Annotated in this window: 18 protein-coding genes and 1 pseudogene; 6 read left to right on the top strand and 13 right to left on the bottom strand. The window is 62.8% G+C overall.

Annotation, left to right across the window (positions count from 1 at the left end; genetic code table 11):
- The first annotated feature begins 64 nt into the window (after positions 1 to 64).
- The 3 genes from GM658_RS17175 (at position 65) to GM658_RS17165 (ending at position 1,704) form a co-directional block, all read left to right on the top strand.
- Positions 65 to 457 (top strand): MarR family winged helix-turn-helix transcriptional regulator, encoded by a 393-nt coding sequence (locus GM658_RS17175; RefSeq protein ID WP_229416953.1) that lies wholly within the window; start codon positions 65 to 67, stop codon positions 455 to 457.
- 12 nt (positions 458 to 469) lie between these two features.
- Positions 470 to 754: a hypothetical protein gene (locus tag GM658_RS17170; protein WP_155455277.1), complete on the top strand. Its 285-nt coding sequence runs from the start codon at positions 470 to 472 to the stop codon at positions 752 to 754.
- 110 nt (positions 755 to 864) lie between these two features.
- A complete protein-coding gene (locus GM658_RS17165; protein WP_155455276.1) occupies positions 865 to 1,704 on the top strand; it encodes an HDOD domain-containing protein in 840 nt (279 codons plus the stop codon).
- A 33-nt stretch (positions 1,705 to 1,737) separates the two neighbouring features.
- On the opposite strand, the gene GM658_RS17160 is transcribed toward GM658_RS17165, so the two are convergent.
- A complete protein-coding gene (locus GM658_RS17160; protein WP_211841887.1) occupies positions 1,738 to 2,148 on the bottom strand; it encodes a DUF4019 domain-containing protein in 411 nt (136 codons plus the stop codon).
- A gap of 27 nt (positions 2,149 to 2,175) precedes the next feature.
- The gene (locus GM658_RS17155) at positions 2,176 to 3,540 is read right to left on the bottom strand and encodes an FAD/NAD(P)-binding protein (protein WP_170298856.1); all 1,365 of its coding nucleotides are present in this window, start codon (positions 3,538 to 3,540) and stop codon (positions 2,176 to 2,178) included.
- Positions 3,541 to 3,573: 33 nt separating this feature from the next.
- Here GM658_RS17155 and cysC point away from each other — a divergent pair.
- A pseudogene (gene cysC / locus GM658_RS17150) lies at positions 3,574 to 4,086 on the top strand (adenylyl-sulfate kinase); the annotation flags it as partial.
- On the opposite strand, the gene GM658_RS29790 reads toward cysC, so the two are convergent.
- From GM658_RS29790 to GM658_RS17120, 6 genes are all read right to left on the bottom strand, one after another.
- Entirely contained in the window at positions 4,041 to 4,970 is a 930-nt protein-coding gene (locus tag GM658_RS29790) for an arginase family protein (RefSeq protein WP_371865141.1), read from the bottom strand. The pseudogene cysC and the gene GM658_RS29790 overlap by 46 nt on opposite strands.
- A complete protein-coding gene (locus tag GM658_RS17140; protein WP_155455272.1) occupies positions 4,967 to 6,211 on the bottom strand; it encodes a sulfotransferase family protein in 1,245 nt (414 codons plus the stop codon). The genes GM658_RS29790 and GM658_RS17140 overlap by 4 nt, the downstream gene beginning before the upstream one ends.
- Positions 6,195 to 6,899 carry a methyltransferase gene (locus tag GM658_RS17135; RefSeq protein WP_155455271.1) on the bottom strand — a complete coding sequence of 235 codons (705 nt, stop codon included), beginning with the start codon at positions 6,897 to 6,899 and terminating at the stop codon, positions 6,195 to 6,197. Before GM658_RS17135 ends, GM658_RS17140 begins: the two co-directional genes overlap by 17 nt.
- 156 nt (positions 6,900 to 7,055) lie before the next feature.
- Positions 7,056 to 7,904: a haloalkane dehalogenase gene (locus GM658_RS17130; RefSeq protein WP_155455270.1), complete on the bottom strand. Its 849-nt coding sequence runs from the start codon at positions 7,902 to 7,904 to the stop codon at positions 7,056 to 7,058.
- Positions 7,905 to 8,039: 135 nt separating this feature from the next.
- Positions 8,040 to 8,663 (bottom strand): glutathione S-transferase family protein, encoded by a 624-nt coding sequence (locus tag GM658_RS17125; RefSeq protein ID WP_155455269.1) that lies wholly within the window; start codon positions 8,661 to 8,663, stop codon positions 8,040 to 8,042.
- Positions 8,664 to 8,728: 65 nt separating this feature from the next.
- Positions 8,729 to 9,421, bottom strand: coding sequence for a helix-turn-helix transcriptional regulator (locus tag GM658_RS17120; RefSeq protein ID WP_211841886.1), 693 nt, complete (start codon positions 9,419 to 9,421; stop codon positions 8,729 to 8,731).
- A gap of 52 nt (positions 9,422 to 9,473) precedes the next feature.
- Between GM658_RS17120 and gntR the strand changes: the two genes are divergently transcribed.
- Complete coding sequence (gntR, locus tag GM658_RS17115) at positions 9,474 to 10,502, top strand: HTH-type transcriptional regulator GntR (protein ID WP_155455268.1); 1,029 nt, start codon at positions 9,474 to 9,476, stop codon at positions 10,500 to 10,502.
- A 17-nt stretch (positions 10,503 to 10,519) separates the two neighbouring features.
- Entirely contained in the window at positions 10,520 to 10,993 is a 474-nt protein-coding gene (locus tag GM658_RS17110) for a gluconokinase (RefSeq protein WP_155455372.1), read from the top strand.
- A gap of 30 nt (positions 10,994 to 11,023) precedes the next feature.
- Here the strand turns inward: GM658_RS17110 and secF are convergent, their stop codons facing one another.
- The 5 genes from secF to queA form a co-directional block, all read right to left on the bottom strand.
- Positions 11,024 to 12,043, bottom strand: coding sequence for a protein translocase subunit SecF (secF, locus tag GM658_RS17105; protein ID WP_155455267.1), 1,020 nt, complete (start codon positions 12,041 to 12,043; stop codon positions 11,024 to 11,026).
- A 9-nt stretch (positions 12,044 to 12,052) separates the two neighbouring features.
- A complete protein-coding gene (secD, locus tag GM658_RS17100; protein ID WP_155455266.1) occupies positions 12,053 to 13,909 on the bottom strand; it encodes a protein translocase subunit SecD in 1,857 nt (618 codons plus the stop codon).
- Positions 13,910 to 13,961: 52 nt separating this feature from the next.
- A complete protein-coding gene (gene yajC, locus GM658_RS17095; protein WP_170298855.1) occupies positions 13,962 to 14,288 on the bottom strand; it encodes a preprotein translocase subunit YajC in 327 nt (108 codons plus the stop codon).
- Between the two features lie 91 nt (positions 14,289 to 14,379).
- Positions 14,380 to 15,519, bottom strand: a complete 1,140-nt coding sequence (gene tgt, locus GM658_RS17090; protein ID WP_155455265.1) for a tRNA guanosine(34) transglycosylase Tgt — start codon at positions 15,517 to 15,519, stop codon at positions 14,380 to 14,382.
- 9 nt (positions 15,520 to 15,528) lie between these two features.
- Positions 15,529 to 16,554 (bottom strand): tRNA preQ1(34) S-adenosylmethionine ribosyltransferase-isomerase QueA, encoded by a 1,026-nt coding sequence (queA, locus tag GM658_RS17085; RefSeq protein ID WP_155455264.1) that lies wholly within the window; start codon positions 16,552 to 16,554, stop codon positions 15,529 to 15,531.
- Between the last annotated feature and the right edge of the window lie 61 nt (positions 16,555 to 16,615).

Genomic DNA, 16,615 nt, shown 5'->3' with positions numbered 1-16,615 from the left:
GGCGCTATAATTCCAAGCCATGGGCGAACGATATTTGAAAAGCATCCGGTTGTTGGCTGAATGCATGCAAGGGTTTGAGCGGTGGTCCGGCGATCATGTACGCCAATGCGGCCTCACCCATGCACAATTCGATATCATCGCCACGCTGGGCAACACTGCCGGCATGAGCTACAAGGAACTGGGCGAACGCACCCTGATCACCAAAGGCACCCTGACCGGCGTCATCGAACGGCTGGAACAGAAGGGCCTGGTGGAACGGGAGCGCAATGCCGACGACAAGCGTTCCTTCTTCGTGCGCCTGACTCCGGCGGGCGAGCAGCTGTTTGCCGAAGTATTCCCGATTATCGTCGCCAAGGGTGTAGAGTTATTCTCTGATTACAGCGACGCCGATTACGAAGCCCTGGAACGCACCCTGGCCGGGCTGAAAGCCACGATCAGTGCCGGTTCACCACTATAAAGAACGAGAAGAATGTTAAAGACCACCCTGCTGGAAGGCGTCAAGCCGGCCAAGTTCGACAAGCAAATCGCTGCCAACCTGCTGCTGGAAACCACGTCGGTAGATGCCGTGCGTAAGGAAAAGCTGCTGATTGGCATCCGCAATGAGGACGGTGAAATCTACCGCCTGATCGGCGCCACCAAGCACAATAGCTTCACCAATGCGGTAGAAGAACTCGAAGACCTGGAACTGGTCGACGAGCTGGGAGATATTGAAGGCACCGTGGAAGGGTGCGACGCCATCTTCGGCGAAGGCTAAGCCTGGCGCATAGCCGGTTTCAATGGCGTCTGGTCCGGCCTGCGGAAAAATTCATCAAAATAACCACCCTGTGCTAGTTCCACAGGGCAATTTCTGCTTATAATTTTCGCATGGACAGACTGGAAGCCTTCAAAGCAATTGCAGCCCAAGCGGGCCGCGGTGAGCTCACATTTCCCACCAATATCGACGCGTCGATCAAGCTGCAGCGCGCGCTGAACGACGAGAATTGCCATATCGACCTGGCAGCCAAGCTGGTGCAGGCCGACCCGCTGCTGGCCGCCCGCACGGTGGCGATCGCCAATTCGGTGGCCTATAACCGTTCCGGCATGGAGATTTCCAGCGTCAAGACAGCGGTACAGCGGCTTGGCGTGCGCACCCTCCAATCGCTCGTAACTTCGGTGATCGTACGTCAACTGGGAACCAAAATCCGCAATCCCCTGCTAAAGGCCAAGGCCAACCAGCTCTGGGAGCACACCGCCCACGTGGCGGCGCTGGCGCAGGTGATCGCACGGCGCGTGTCCCATGTCGACCCGGATACCGCCATGTTCGCCGGCATTGTGCATGAGGTGGGCGGCTTTTACATGCTGTCGCAGGCTGAATCCTATCCCGAGGTAATGGAAGGCGATCCTGAAGAATGGACCGCCCACGGTGAGGTGCAGATTGGCCGCGGCGTGCTGCAGAAGCTGATGATCCCCGAGAACGTATTCAAGGCCGTGGAAGCGATGTGGGAAGGCATGCGCGCCCTGCCACCCGAGAATTTGGGCGACACCCTTCTGCTGGCCAACGACCTGTCGCCAATCGCCTCCCCGCTGCACGCCCGCCCAGGCGCCACCTCCGTGGCAGCCGCCAGCACCATCGACTTCGCAGTTGGCGACGGCACGCTGGCATCCATCATGGAAGAGTCGGCGGAAGAAGTGAAATCCCTCACCGCCGCCCTGCTGCACAATTAAGAAAAAGGGGACGTACCCCTTTTTCGTCCGATTTTATTTAATGAAGTAGCCGGACACGCGCCAGGTGCCGTCCGGCCCCTTCATCGGCGTGACGGTCTCCACCGCCGCAGCCTTGTTCTCGAATTGCGTAGCAAATTGCAGCACGAAGTAATCGCCGTCAGGAGCACCAGGCAGGCTGTGCGTGAACTCCGCCTTGGTGAGGCGGCGCGCCTTCACCGTCCCCAAAGGCATGCGCACATTGCGCAAAGCCTGCTCCCAGCCTTGCTTGTCGATCGCTTTCTGGAAGGGGGGCGCCGCCTTATCCCAGCTTGCGCCATAGGTTCCGGCATCGGTCAACGCAAGCCAATTGCTGGCGGCGGCCTTGGCCAAATCGCCCGAGGCGGCGTCCTGCGCGAACGCCGCACTGGACAACAACAAACTGGCAATCAGTAAAGCAGAACGCATCCTCATCCTCCCCAGGTTTTCATCGCATTATGACAGGCAACTGCGGGCGATGGTGGCGGCAAATTGGCGCAGCTCGGGGACTGCGGTCGCTTCCCAGAAGCCGGCTTTGAGCCAGGGTCCGATGTAGTAGAGGCCTGGCGTCGGCTGGCCCCCTGCGGCGAGCAGCGCGCAGTTTGCGTCAACTTCGATGCCAAGGCCGAGTGCGTCGGCTTGCATCATGCCGTCCGCAAGCAGCTGGCGTACCAGCGGCGCGCTGGCGCGGCGTGGACTGGCGCAGGTGCCCGTGCAGTTGATGATGCATCCGGCATGCAGCTCGACGCGGTTTGTACTGCCGCGAGGCTGCATTGCCAGCACCGCCAGTTCGGCTTCGTCGCGGATACTTTGGATGCGCCCTGCTGATACATGCAATGCGCCGCGCGCCATTGCGCACGCCAGTTCCTGATGCACGGCTGGTGGCAGCTGGTGGCGATGCACCTCCCAGTAAGGCCTCAGGTGGCGCAGGAAGCGGCGGCGTTCGTGCGTGGGCCAGCCTTGCCAGATGCAGGCGGTCTGCGCTCGCAACGCGGCCAATGCGTCGCGCCAATCGTGGCCGGCTGCTTCCAGCCGCTCCAATTGCTGCAGGAAGGCGCGCATCGCATCACGCACTGTCGGCCTTTCTTCATGCAGCAGCGTGCTGGAAGCGAATTGCGCAGACGGCGCCGCATGGGGTTGTGGCAACAACCCGTGGCGCGATAAGCCATGCACACGCTGCGCGGGATGGCGGCGCACCAGCTGCAGCGCGATGTCCACTGCAGTGAGGCCAGTCCCCAACAGAAGAACCGGTTGGTACACATCGATAGCCGATAGAAGTCCGGGATGCCAGGGATCGGACGCATAACGTACGCTATCGGTCAGCGCACCGTGCATCAGCGCCGGGGGAGGCGCTGGAAAATGGCCGAAAGCCAGCACCACCTGCCCCGCTTCGATGCGGCGGCCGTCTTCCAGGGTGGCGGCAAGCCCGCCGCCGCGCGAGACTTGCAGGTTTTCCACGCTGCCGCTGACGCAATCCAGCGTGGCATGGCGCGGCGCTTGCATCCGCGCCTGCTCCAGCGCCCATTCAAGATAGTCGCCGTACACGCTGCGGGCGACGAACGACGCTTCCGTGACGCGGCTATTACGCGCGCCTGCATAGCGCAGGAAGTGATCGGGATCGTCGGGCAGCACACTCATATTCGCCGCCACGACATTGAGCAAGTGTTGCGGGCTCTGCGTGCCGTACGCCATGCCGCGTGCAAGTTTCCCGCCGCGATTCAGGAGCAGAACGCGTAGCGGATGCCGTCCTACGCCGCGCAACAGCTGTATCGCGCACGCCACACCTGAAAATCCGGCGCCGACGATCAGTATCGTGCGCATGCCGGCCACCCGCATCGCGTATATAGTCGCATCATGGACTCCTTCCACGTTTCGCGCCGCCAGCGCGAGGAAATGCATGGCCATCGCGGTGCCGTGGTCTGGTTCACCGGCCTGTCCGGCGCCGGCAAGACCACGCTGGCGCACGCCCTTGAACAGCGCTTGTTCCAGTCCGGCTGCCAGACCGTGGTGCTGGATGGCGACCGCCTGCGCCAGGGCCTATGCGCCGGCCTTGGCTTTTCCCCGGCGGACCGCAGCGAAAATATTCGTCGCGCCGGCGAAGCAGCACGCCTGTTTGCCGAAGCCGGCATCATCGTGCTTGCTGCACTGATTTCCCCGCTGCGAGCCGACCGCGCCCGCGTGCGCGAAATGCAGGCCGAGGGCGACTTCATCGAAGCTTGGTGCCAATGCCCGCTGGAGGTCTGCGAGCTGCGCGACGTCAAAGGCCTGTACCGCCGCGCAAGGGCTGGAGAGGTGGCGCAGTTCACGGGAATATCGGCACCTTACGAAGCGCCGTTGGCGCCTGAACTGTCGCTCGATACGGCACGTTGCAGCCTGGACGAATGCGTGGAACTGGTGCTGGACGAATTGTTCTCGCGCGGCGTATTGTCCGCACCGGGCAGCAGTTCATTCAGCAGATCGAGGCAAATGCGGGCGGCCTGGTCGCCTTCGTCCAGCTCCGCATGCCAGGCAGATACCGACACGGCCAGCAAGGGATAATCGCGCAGGCGGCGGAACAGATCCGCCAGCTCCTCGACACTCGGGCCGGCCGGAACGTGGTATTTCAGCGCGGGCATGCGCTGTGCCTCGTCCAGCACGTCGGTGTCGAAATGCAGGTATAGCGTTTCGTGCGGGGACAAATGCCCCATCACTTCGTTCAGCGGACAGCGTACGATCGCCGAGCGCGCCAGCGCCTCGTCTTCGCCCGGGTCCAGGTCGCGGGCATCGGACAACAGCACTTTCGCTTCTGCGTAGGGCTGCGCACCCAGGGCCTGGCGCAAAGCGCTAATGCTATCGCGCTGGTGCTGGCGCCGATCCTGCCTTCCAACCAGCATGGCCAGCGGCATGCCGCCAAGGTATTGGGTGTGGGTGGTGCCCCAGGTATGGAAGTCGCCGTGCGCGTCCAGCCACAACATGCGCTGCGGCTCGCGGCCGGCGCGCTGCAGGCCAGCCATCACGCCCATGCTCGACACACAGTCGCCTGAAATGCTGACCGGCAGGTCGCCCGCCTCCGCCGCAGCCTTCACGTGCTGCGCAAGCACCGCATAGACGCGCCCCATGCTGCGCATCTGTTCATCTTTTTCGAGCAGCTCGGTGGCAGTCGATTGCGGCGATCGCAGCACGGTCCACGGCTGCGAATCGAGCAGCTGCACGCGCTGCAGGCCATCGCGCCGCTTCCCCATCAGGTAAGGCACCAGCAGGCGGCGGATCATGACCACTGCTCCGGCGCGCGCCCGTAGCCGAGCGTGTGCATCATGTCTGCCACTTCCTCGCGCTGCACCAGCGGCAACAGCTGGTCGCTGCGCTTGCGCCAGCGGCCGGGCGCAGGTTCTTCGGTCGCCATGGTGACCGCCAACTCCGGCGAGGATGGAAGCGGCGGCAGGCCAAGCCATTCGCAGCTGCGCGCCAGCACGCCTGCCGGATCGGACAGGAAGTGTTCGAAACGCACCGGCAGCGCCGCCACACCGCTATCGATGATATGGCGGTGGCAGGACAGCCATTGGTTCAGGCATACCTCCTCCAGCGGCGCCGCAACGTAGTTGCGCCAGTTTGGCGGCAGGTCGAATTTCCACCAGCGATGTCCGCCTTCGCATTGCTCCGAATAGCCGCTGATGCCGAGCGTGATGCCATGCCGCTGCATATCGTGCGCGTGGAAGCCGATGGGCGATAGCCAGCCGTCCATCAAGCCGTTAACGCTGGCGGCGGCACTACGGGCCAGGTGCACGTAGCGCACTTCGGCATGAGGGAACAGCTGCTCGTACAAGCCGGCGCGATAAGCATCTGAGGGCGTCTTGAATAGCAGGATCTTGCCGGCTGCGTCGTCTTCCGTGAAATGCCGGGCGTGCATGGCAGGCGATACGAAGGGCGGCTCCTCAATCTTGGCTGCCTCACTGAAAGGCCGGCGCTGGCCAGGACCATGGCCACCGTCGTAATAATCCAGGCGCCACGGCTCACGCCAGAAGACGGCGCTCAGCACCGCATGCTGCAGCTCACGCTCGCCAGGCGCTTCGGGCGAGCGGCTGAAAAGCAGCGCCTCGTCCAGCGCGCGCTCAAGCTGGACATACGCGGCGCCCTGTGCGAACAAGGCGGGGAACTGCAGCAGCAAGCGCTTGCGCCAGCGCTCTTTCAATTCCGGCAGCGGCGCGGCGCTTTCGCCGGGGACCACCAGACCGTCGAAGATGTCATCGGCCAGCGTATCCGCGTTGCGCAGGCGGGCGATGGCATCGCTGCTGCAATCGGGATCGTAACCAAAGCCGTTGCCGCTCATCGCCAGGAAGGGTTCCGCTTCGCCATCCAGGCTGGCAATGCCGGGATGGCGCGCCAGCGCAGTCTTGAACAGCGTCGACCCCGAGCGCGAACTGGTGAGGATGACCGCGACGCGCCTTACCCGCATACGCCAGGGTGCATGCGGCACGGCGCGCAGCTGGCGGATCGTTTCAGGCAGCCCGTCCATGTTTGCCTGCGGGTTTGATCAGGAAAGCGAAGAATTGGCGCTCCTGGTCGCGCTCGGCCGCGCTGCGCGCCATCATGCGGATGCTGAAGCCGTTCTGCTTCGCCAGCCGCCGCACTTCTTCCACCGCGCCGAAATTCGAATGCGCGAAGTAGATGCGGCCGCCCGGCTTGAGATAGCGCGCCGCCTGCTCGAAAAAGTGCGTATTGGTCTGGAAGTCCGTATCCCATTGCGAGCGCGCCACCACGTCCGGCGCCGGCTTGTCGCGGAAAGGCAGGTTGGCGGTGATGACGTCGAAACGCTCATCGCCCACCTTTTCGAACAAATCGGAGCGGCGCACCTCCATGACATCGCCGAAGCCGTGCGCCTCCGCATTGCGGCGTGCGCTGCGGATGGCGGCCGGGTTCACGTCCAGCGCGAGCACGCGCGACGCTCGCTGGTAGCAGGCGAAGATCGCGATCACGCCGGAGCCGGTGCCGACATCGAGCACGCTATCGCCGGGCTTGATGCGGAAATTGCGCACCAGGGGCTGGCTATCGAGGAAGGGCCAGAAAGTATTCGGATAGACGTGAAATTTCTTGCCAAGGTAGGTGATGGTGCGGCCACTTTCGGGTACTGACTTGAAAGCCTTCTGGCGCATGGCTTGCCAGCGGTCGACTTGCTGCGTCGTAGGAAGCGCGGGTGATGGCATCGTAAGTCCCCCTTATCCGTTTGATGCCATCCTATCGAGTCCGCCAAGCGAGGGCAAGCGTGCTTTTTTAGTTGCCGCATGAAAGTCGGGGTCAGCTCTGGCAATCGGACATTCGCAGCGCGAATGTCCGATTGCCAGAGCTGACCCCGACTTTAATTACGGAAGCCAAGCGGCGATGGCGCGGCCTATGGCCTCGGGATGGTCTTCCTGGATGTTGTGCGTGCCTTCGCCTAACTCGACCAGCTTGCAATTGGCGAACTTGTCGGCGTAGCGCTCGGCGACTGCACGCGGCGTCAGCACGCCGCTGGGGCTGAACAGGATCAGCTTGGGATACTGGGCCGTGGCCATGATCGCTTCATTGCGTTCGATGAGCTGGTAGATCTCGGCGGGTTCACCAGCGATCGGCATCATGCGCGGGAAGGCAAGGACAGGCTTGCGCGATTCAGGCGTAGGGAATGGTGCGCGGTAAGCGTCCATTTCCTCGGCAGTCAGCGGGCGCAGCGAACCTTTCGGCAGCATCTGTTCGATGAAGGCGTTCTGTTGCAGTACGAAGTCTTCGCCGGTGCCGGGGCCGCGCATCAGCTTGAAACGTTCGCGCGCCTGCTCGAGCGGATGGAAGTCTTCCCATGTCGGGCTGGGGCGCACGAATTCCATCAGCGCCACGCCGCGTACTTTGGTGGGGTAGCGTGCCGCCAGGTGGATTGCCAGGGCGCCGCCCCAGTCTTGCCCCACCAGGGTGAACTGCTCGACTTCCATTTGCTGCAGGAAGGCTTCGAGGTATGCGGCGTGCTGCAGGAAGCTGTACTCAATGCCGGGCTTGCCGGAGGCGCCGAAGCCGATCAGGTCGGGCGCCAGGCACCAGGCCTTGCCCGCCACATGCGGCATGATGCCGCGCCAGATAAAGGAATGCGTTGGGTTGCCGTGCAAGAAGATGACGGCATGCGCGCCGCGCTCGCCGAGCTCGCGGTAGGCGATGCGCGAATCCAATACGGGAATGGATTGCATGATGATGTCTCCCTCAGATAAAAAAACGCCCACTCCGGAGAGTGGGCCAAGTCCAAAACTAGGGATGTCCTGAAAGAGACGGTTCCATCTTATGTTTTGGACCGGCCACACTCTGTGCGTCACTTCACACAAGGTTTAAAAAGGCCACGGGCTCTCGGTGTTCTGCCATGCCGGCAGTTGCCGGATGCGCTCGAACCAGGCCAGCATATGCGTATATTGCTCAACCGGAACCTTGGCGCGGCCCAGGTACATCAGCGGTGCGGCGACCGCGAAATCCGCCAGGGTGAGCTTGTCGCCGCTCAGCCATTGGCGCGTGGCCAGGTGTGTGTTCAGCACGGCGGCGTGCTCATGCACGTAGGTCTCGCCTTTCTTGATTTCGACCGGGTCGGGGCCTTCGCCGGTGACCAGCTTCTTCCACAGGTATTCCCAGGTCAGGATGCCGATTGCGGGCGCGAAATGCTGGGCGCCGAAGAACATCCAGCGGTTGATGTCGGCGCGCTCTTTCAGGGCGCGCGGATAGATCTCTTCCGCGCCGGCCTTGTCGGCCAGGTATTGCATGATGGCGCAGGATTCCCACAGTTCGAAGCCATCGTCTTCCAGTACCGGTACCTTGCCGCAGATGTTCACTTCTTCCAGGCGCTTGCGGTCGGCTTCGCTGGCAAAGTCGATGATCTGTTCATCGAGCTTGATGCCCAGCTGGCTTGCAACCAGCAATACACGGCGGGCGTTGGAGGACAGTGGGTTGTGATAGAGGCGCATCGTTAAACTCCTTTGTTGGGTTGATCGAATGCGTCCATCGTAACCAAGAGCCCTGACAGTTTCTGTCAGTAGTCTTCAACAATCGCGTTTTCTTCGCGCCAGGCTTTCAGCAATGCGTGACGGGGTGTTTTATAGCGTTCTGCAAGCGTCTCGGCATGCGTGATGCGGTCGATGCGGAAGTGCCGGTTGGCCTCGCGCATCTCGCACCAGGCGGCGAGCAGGCGGCGGCCGCCGAAAAACGCCAGCGCGAAGGGCCACACCGTGCGCTCGGAGGAGGCGCCGCTTTCGTCGTTGTACTGGATGCGCATCTTGTGCTGGCGGCGGATCGCTTCGCGCGCGGGCTGCACGAACTCGTCGAGTTCAGGCGTGTCGCGCACCAGCGGCACCCACAGGCTGGTGTCGGCCATGTCGTCGCGCAGGTCTTTGGGCGTGGCGGTGGCGATCTTGGCCAGCGCGTTGGCGGCAGCCTGCGCCAGGGCAGGATCGCCCTGCCGCCGCACCCAGCGTGCGCCCAGCACCAGTGCTTCCAGTTCGTCGACGTCAAACATCAGCGGCGGCAGGAAGAAGCCGCTGCGCAACAGGTAGCCCAGGCCGGCCGAGCCTTCGACCGGCGCGCCGAGTTCGGCCAGGGTCTGCATGTCACGGTAAATCGTGCGTTCCGATACACCCAGCTGCGCGGCCAGCGCGGCCGCCGTGACAGGACGCCGGTTGCCGCGCATGGCGTCCATCAGCTGGAACAGGCGGCCGGTACGGCTCATTGCTGCTCCCCTTTTTGCGAGGCGTGCAGCTTAACATAGATATAATCGACGGATGAGCAAGAGTCCAACTACCAAAAGCCGCGCGCTGGGCAAGGTCACCTTGTCCGATGTTGCGGCCCACGCCGGCGTGGCGCCCATGACGGCGTCGCGCGCCATCAACCAACCGGAGCTGGTGTCCGCCCTGCTGCGCGAACGCGTGGACAAGGCTGTGCAGGAACTGGGCTACGTGCCGAACCGCGCGGCGCGCGCCCTGGCTTCGGCGCAATCGAAAGTGATCGTGGTGCTGGTGCCTTCGCTGTCGAACGCGGTGTTCACGGCGGTGCTGGCCGGCATCCAGGATGCGCTGGATCCCTGCAATTACCAGATCCTGATCGGCAACACGCGCTACTCCGATGCGGAAGAGGAGAAGCTGCTGGCGACGTATATGCAGTCGAATCCGGACGGCATCCTGCTCAGCGGCCTGACCCACAGCCCGCGCGTGCAGCAGATGCTGGCTACTTCGCGCGTGCCGGTAGTCTCGATGATGGACCTGTCCTCGGAGCCAGGTGCGATGTCGGTCGGCTTCTCGCAGGAGGAAGCCGGCTACACCATGACGCGCTACCTGATCGACAAGGGCCGCAAGCGCATCGGCTATATGGCCGCACAGCTGGACGAACGTACGCTCAAGCGCGGCGACGGTTATCGCCGGGCGATGGAGGAAGCTGGCCTGTTCGATCCAGCACTGGAGCTGATGTGCCCCGATCCTTCCACCATTGCGCTGGGGGCCGAGCTGCTGGGCCGCATGCTGTCAAACATGCCGGGCCTGGACGCGATCTTCTGCTGTAACGACGACTTGGCGCACGGCGCGATCTTCCAGTGCCAGCGGCGCGGCATCAAGGTGCCGGAACAGCTGGCGATCTGCGGCTTCAACGATCTCCCGGCCTCCGCCTGGATGAAGCCATCGGTGACCACCATCGGCACGCCGCGCTACCAGACCGGCTTCGAAGCGGCCAACCTGCTGCTGGCCAGCATCCGCGGCAACGAGATCCCGGCACGCCGCATCGACCTTGGCTTCACCCTGGTGACACGGGAAAGCGCTTGAGCGTACGCTGGGTCGTGATGGGCGTGTCCGGCGCCGGCAAGAGCCTTGTCGGCAGCCTGCTGGCGCGCGAGCTTGGGGTGCCTTTCCACGAGGGTGACGACTTCCACCCTGCGGCCAACGTGGCCAGGATGGCGGCGGGCATACCGCTCGGCGATGCCGACCGCGCCGAATGGCTGGCACGGCTGGCTAAGGTAATCCGGCAGGCGGCTGACGCGGGCGAAGGCATGGTGCTGTCCTGCTCCGCCCTCAAGCGGCGCTACCGCGACCGGCTGCGGGCCGCCGATCCCACGCTGCGCTTCGCCTGCCTGGCCGGCGCGCGCGGACTGCTGGCGCAGCGAATGCAGGGACGCGCAGGCCATTACATGCCCTTGTCGCTGCTCGATAGCCAACTGGCGGCGCTGGAACCGCTGCAGGACGATGAAGCCGGCCTGCAGCTCGATATCCGCCTCCCGCCTGCGCAATTGGTGGCAGCAATCCTGGCCCGGGAATAAAAAAAAGCAGCCCGGAGGCTGCTTTCCTGTTTAGACGACTGCGCCGTCTGTTTCGTCTTTTTCCTTGATCGGCTTGATCAGGTCTTCGCGTTTCACGCCCAGCCACATGGCCACGGCAGCTGCCACGAACACGGAGGAGTAAATACCGAAGCAGATACCGATGGTCAGCGCCACCGCGAAGTAGTGCAGGGTCGGGCCGCCCAGGAACAGCATCGACAGCACCATCATCTGGGTACAGCCGTGGGTGATGATGGTACGCGAGATGGTGGAGGTGATCGCGTTGTCGATCACTTCATGCACGGACATCTTGCGCTGCTTGCGGAAGTTCTCGCGGATCCGGTCGAAGATAACCACCGATTCGTTGACCGAGTAGCCCAGCACGGCCAGCACGGCCGCCAGCACGGTCAGCGAGAATTCCCACTGGAAGAAGGCGAAGAAGCCCAGGATGATCACGACGTCGTGCAAGTTCGCGATGATCGCCGCCACTGCGAATTTCCATTCGAAGCGGATGGCCAAGTAGATCATCACGCCGATCACCACCATGAACAGGGCATTCACGCCGTTGGTGGTCAGCTCGTCGCCCACCTGCGGGCCGACGAATTCAACCTTCTGCAGCGACACGCCTTCGGAACCATCGGCGTGCATACAAGCGCTCTTCTGCTCGTGCGCGCCCTTCTCGGTCACCTTGTCGACCTGGGTCACGGTACCCTGCTCGGCCTTGCACAGCTCACCGAACACCTTGGCTGCGGTGTTGGCGGCAGATGCGCCCTTTTCGTTCGGCAGGCGGATCATGGCGTCGCGCGCGGTGTCGATGGCCGACACTTCAGGGTGGTAGCCCAGTGCGGTCAGCGTATTGCGCACGCCTTCCAGGTTGGCCGCTTGCGCGTACTTCACTTCCATCACGGTGCCGCCGGTGAACTCCACCGACAGCTTCAGGCCGTTGTGAATCAGGAAGAACACTGCCGCCACGAAGGTCAGCGCCGAAATCACGTTGAACACCAACGCGTGGCGCATGAACGGGATGTCTTTACGGATGCGGAAAAATTCCATCTCTATTCCTTAGTTCGCAGGTTTCCAGACGGTGCCGATCGACAGCGACTGCAGTTTCTTCTTACGTCCGTACCACAGGTTCACCACGCCGCGCGAAACGAAGACTGCGGAGAACATCGAGGTCAGGATACCCAGGCTGTGCACCACGGCGAAGCCGCGCACCGGACCGGAACCGAACACCAGCAGCGCGATACCGACGATCAGGGTGGTCACGTTGGAGTCCAGGATGGTGTGCCAGGCGTGCTCGAAACCGGCGGAAATCGCCGATTGCGGATTGGCGCCGTTGCGCAGCTCTTCGCGGATACGTTCGTTAATCAGCACGTTGGCGTCAATCGCCATACCCAGCGCCAGCGCGATAGCCGCGATACCCGGCAGGGTCAGGGTCGCCTGCAGGCGGGACAGCACAGCGATCAGCAGCAGCAGGTTGACGGCCAGGGCCATCACGCTGAAGGCGCCGAACATCATGTAGTAGATGATCATGAACACCGCGATGGCGGCAAAGCCGTACATCGTGGAGTGGAAGCCCTTGGAGATGTTTTCAGCGCCCAGTGCAGGACCGACGGTACGCTGCTCGATCACTTCCATCGGTGCATACAGCGCGCCGGCGCGCAGCAGCAGCGCCAGTTCGGTAGCGTTTTCCGCATTGCCCATGCCGGTGATCTGGAAGCGGCTACCCAGTTCGCTCTGGATGGTCGCCACGGACAGCACTTCGGCCTTCTTCTTCTCGAACAGCACGATGGCCATCTTCTTGCCGATGCGGTCGCGGGTTGCCTGGCGCATCTTGCTGCCGCCGTCGCCGTTCAGGTCAATGCTCACAGCCGGCTGGCCGTTCTGGTCTTGCGTGAACGACGCGCCGGAGATGTAGTCGCCGGTCAGCACCACGTCCTTGGACAGCACGACAGGCACGCCTTTGCCGACGGTGAACAGTTCGGAGTTGTACGGGATCGATGCGGTCAGCTCAGTGCCCGGGGTGACGCTTTCGTCGACCATGCGCACTTCCAGGGTGGCGGTACGGCCGATGATGTCCTTGGCGCGCGCGGCATCCTGCACGCCGGGCAGCTGCACCACGATGCGGTCAGGGCCTTGCTGCTGGATCACCGGTTCGCTCACGCCCAGTTCGTTCACGCGCTTGCCCAGGGTGGCGATGTTCTGCTGCACGCCGTTGTCCAGGGTAGCCTTCAGTGCGGCCGGCTTCAGGGTCGCTACCAGGCGCAGCTCGTCGCCTTCGGCCGCTTCCGCCACGTTCAGGTCAGGCTGCTGGTCGATGATGATGTTTTTGCCCTGCTGGCGGCTGGCGTCGTCGCGGAACTTGACGACCACAGTGTTGCCTGCGCGGTCAACCACGGCACGCACGTTCTTGTCGCGCAGCTGGGTCTTGATGGCAGCTTGCGTGCCCTGCATGCGCTTGGTCAGCGCCGCCTGGGTGTCCACCTGCATCAGGAAGTGCACGCCGCCGCGCAAGTCCAGGCCCAGGTACATGGGAAGCGCGCCTACGGCCTGCATCCAGTGCGGGGTGTTGCGCACCAGGTTGACGGTCACGATATAGGCCGGGTCGTTCGGATCCGGGTTCAGGCCTTTTTCAAGCACCACGCGGCCCTTGAACTGGCTGTCGGTGTCGGCAAAGCGGGCGCGCACGGAAGCGTGCAGGCCGGCGCCGTCCAGCGCCACGCCGTCGGTCTTGATGTTGGCTTGCTTCAGCAGGGTTTCCACTTGGGTGGCCAGGGCGCTGGTCACCTTGATGGTGGACTTGCCGCTGGTGACCTGCAGCGCAGGCGATTCGCCGAAGTAGTTAGGCGCCGTGTACAGGGCGCCCAACAGCACCACCACGGCGATAAGGATGTATTTCCAGATTGGATAACGATTCATAGTCTTCAGCGTTCAGGCGTGGGCGGCCCTGCTTCGCCGCCCGCGCTGGTTATCACAGGCTCTTCAGGGTGCCCTTCGGCAGCTGGGAGGAAATGGCGTGCTTCTGCACGATCATCTCGGTGTTACCCACTTCGATGGTCACGTGCTGGTCGGTCACTTTGGACACTTTGCCCAGGACGCCGCCGATGGTGACTACTTCGTCGCCCTTGGCCAGGGCTTCCATCATGGCTTTCTGCTCTTTCGCGCGCTTTTGCTGCGGACGAATCATCAGGAAGTACATCACCACGAACATCAGGATCAGTGGGGCGAAGGTGGTCAGGTTGCCCATCATGCCGGCGTCGGTGGCGGCGGATTGAGCGTATGCGTTGGAAATGAACACGGTGACTCCAAGTTCTAGTTAGGTAAAAATCAAGCGGTGTATTCTAGCACCGCCCGTGCTGCCGACCTATATATAGGCAAGTTGCCGTTTTTTAAATACCACGCGCACGATCTGCGTGGAATTGCTGCACCCAGTCCGGGAAGCGGTCCGCATCCAGGGCATCGCGCATCTGCTGCATGATGTCGAGGTAGTAATGCAGGTTGTGGATGGTATTCAAACGTGCCCCCAGGATCTCCTGCGCACGATGCAGGTGGTGCAGGTAGGCGCGGCTGAAGTTGCGGCAGGTGTAGCAGGAGCAGGTCGGGTCCAGTGGCTCCTTGTCATCCTTATAACGCGCATTCTTGATCTTGACGTCGCCGAAGCGGGTGAAGATCCAGCCGTTACGGGCATTCCGGGTCGGCATCACGCAGTCGAACATGTCGACGCCGTTGGCCACGCCGTTCACCAGGTCTTCCGGCGTGCCGACGCCCATCAGGTAGTGCGGCTTGTTTTCCGGCAGGCGCGGACCGACATGCGCCAGGATGCGCATCATGTCTTCCTTCGGCTCGCCGACCGACAGGCCGCCGATGGCCAGGCCAGGGAAATCGATTTCCTGGAGCCCTGCCAGCGATTCGTCGCGCAGGTTTTCATACATGCCGCCCTGGACGATGCCGAACAGCGCGTTCGGGTTTTCGCCGGCCTTGAATTCGTTCATCGAGCGCTGCGCCCAGCGCAGGGACATGCGCATCGACTTGGCCGCTTCTTCCAGCGTGGCCGGACGGCCGTCGATTTCGTACGGGGTGCATTCGTCGAACTGCATCACGATGTCCGAATTCAGCACGCGCTGGATCTGCATCGAGATTTCCGGCGACAGGAACAGCTTGTCGCCGTTGATCGGCGAGTTGAAGGTCACCCCTTCCTCGGTAATCTTGCGCATTTCGCCCAGCGAGAACACCTGGAAGCCGCCGGAGTCGGTCAGGATAGGCTTGTCCCAGCCCATGAAGCCGTGCAGGCCGCCGAATTTGGACATCACGTCGTTACCAGGACGCAGCCAAAGGTGGAAGGTGTTGCCGAGGATGATCTGGGCGCCGATTTCCTTCAGCTCCAGCGGCGACATCGCCTTGACGGAGCCGTAGGTACCGACCGGCATGAAGATCGGGGTCTGCACTTCACCGTGATTGAGCTTGACCGTGCCGCGGCGGGCGTGGGTCTTGCCGGTGGTGTCTTTTTTGATGAGTTTAAATTCCAGCATCGGTATTCCTTATGCTCTGTTGTGCGTCGTCAGCAGCATGGCGTCGCCATAGCTGAAGAAGCGGTATTCGTTCGCGATCGCGTGCTGGTAAGCATGGCGGATCTCGGTAAAGCCTGCGAAAGCGCTCACCAGCATCAGCAGGGTCGATTTCGGCAGGTGGAAGTTGGTGACCAGGCGCGTCACCGTCTTGAATTTGTAGCCGGGGGTGATGAACAGGCTGGTATCGGCGCTGCCGGCTTCCAGCTGGCCGCTCTGCGAAGCCGATTCCAGCGCACGCAGCGAGGTCGTGCCCACTGCCACCACGTCGCGGCCGGCGGCGCGGGTTGCGCGCACGTCGTCCACGGTCTCCTGAGGCATGGTGTACCACTCGGTGTGCATCTTGTGCTCGGCCAGGTTCTCGGTGCGCACCGGCTGGAAGGTACCGGCGCCCACGTGCAGGGTGACATAAGCGAACTTCACGCCCTTGGCGCGCAGCTTGTCCAGCAGCGCTTCGTCGAAGTGCAGGCCGGCGGTGGGCGCGGCCACGGCGCCCGGCACTTTGTTGAACACGGTCTGGTAGCGGGTTTCGTCCACTTCGCCCGGCGCGTGCTCGATGTAGGGCGGCAGCGGCAGGCGGCCATATTGCTCGATCAGGTCGAACACGTCGGCATCGAAATGCAGGGTATAGAATTCGCCCGCGCGCTCGCCCACCGTGACGTCGAAGGCGTCGGCCAGGCGGATCTTCACGCCGGGGCCTGGCGACTTGGAAGCGCGCACCTGGGCCAGCACGGTGCGGGTATCCAGCACGCGCTCGACCAGGGCCTCGACCTTGCCGCCGCTGTCCTTCACGCCGAAGAAGCGGGCCTTCAGGACACGGGTATTGTTCATCACCAGCAGGTCGCCGGCTTGCAGCTGGTCGACGATGTCGGTGAACTGGCGGTCGTGCAGGGTCTTGCCATCTACATGCAGGAGGCGCGACGCGCTGCGGTCCGGCAGCGGAAATTGCGCAATTCGCTCTGGCGGCAAGTTAAAATCGAAATCGGATAGCGAGTACATTGACGGACTACTAAAACTGTTGGGCAACCCTCTATTTTACGACACCTGCCCAAAATTCACG

The organism is Massilia eburnea (genome assembly GCF_009720745.1).
Lineage (GTDB): Bacteria > Pseudomonadota > Gammaproteobacteria > Burkholderiales > Burkholderiaceae_D > Rugamonas > Rugamonas eburnea.
The sequence above is the reverse complement of the archived record's forward strand: the minus strand, read 5'-3'. Positions and strand labels throughout refer to the sequence as shown.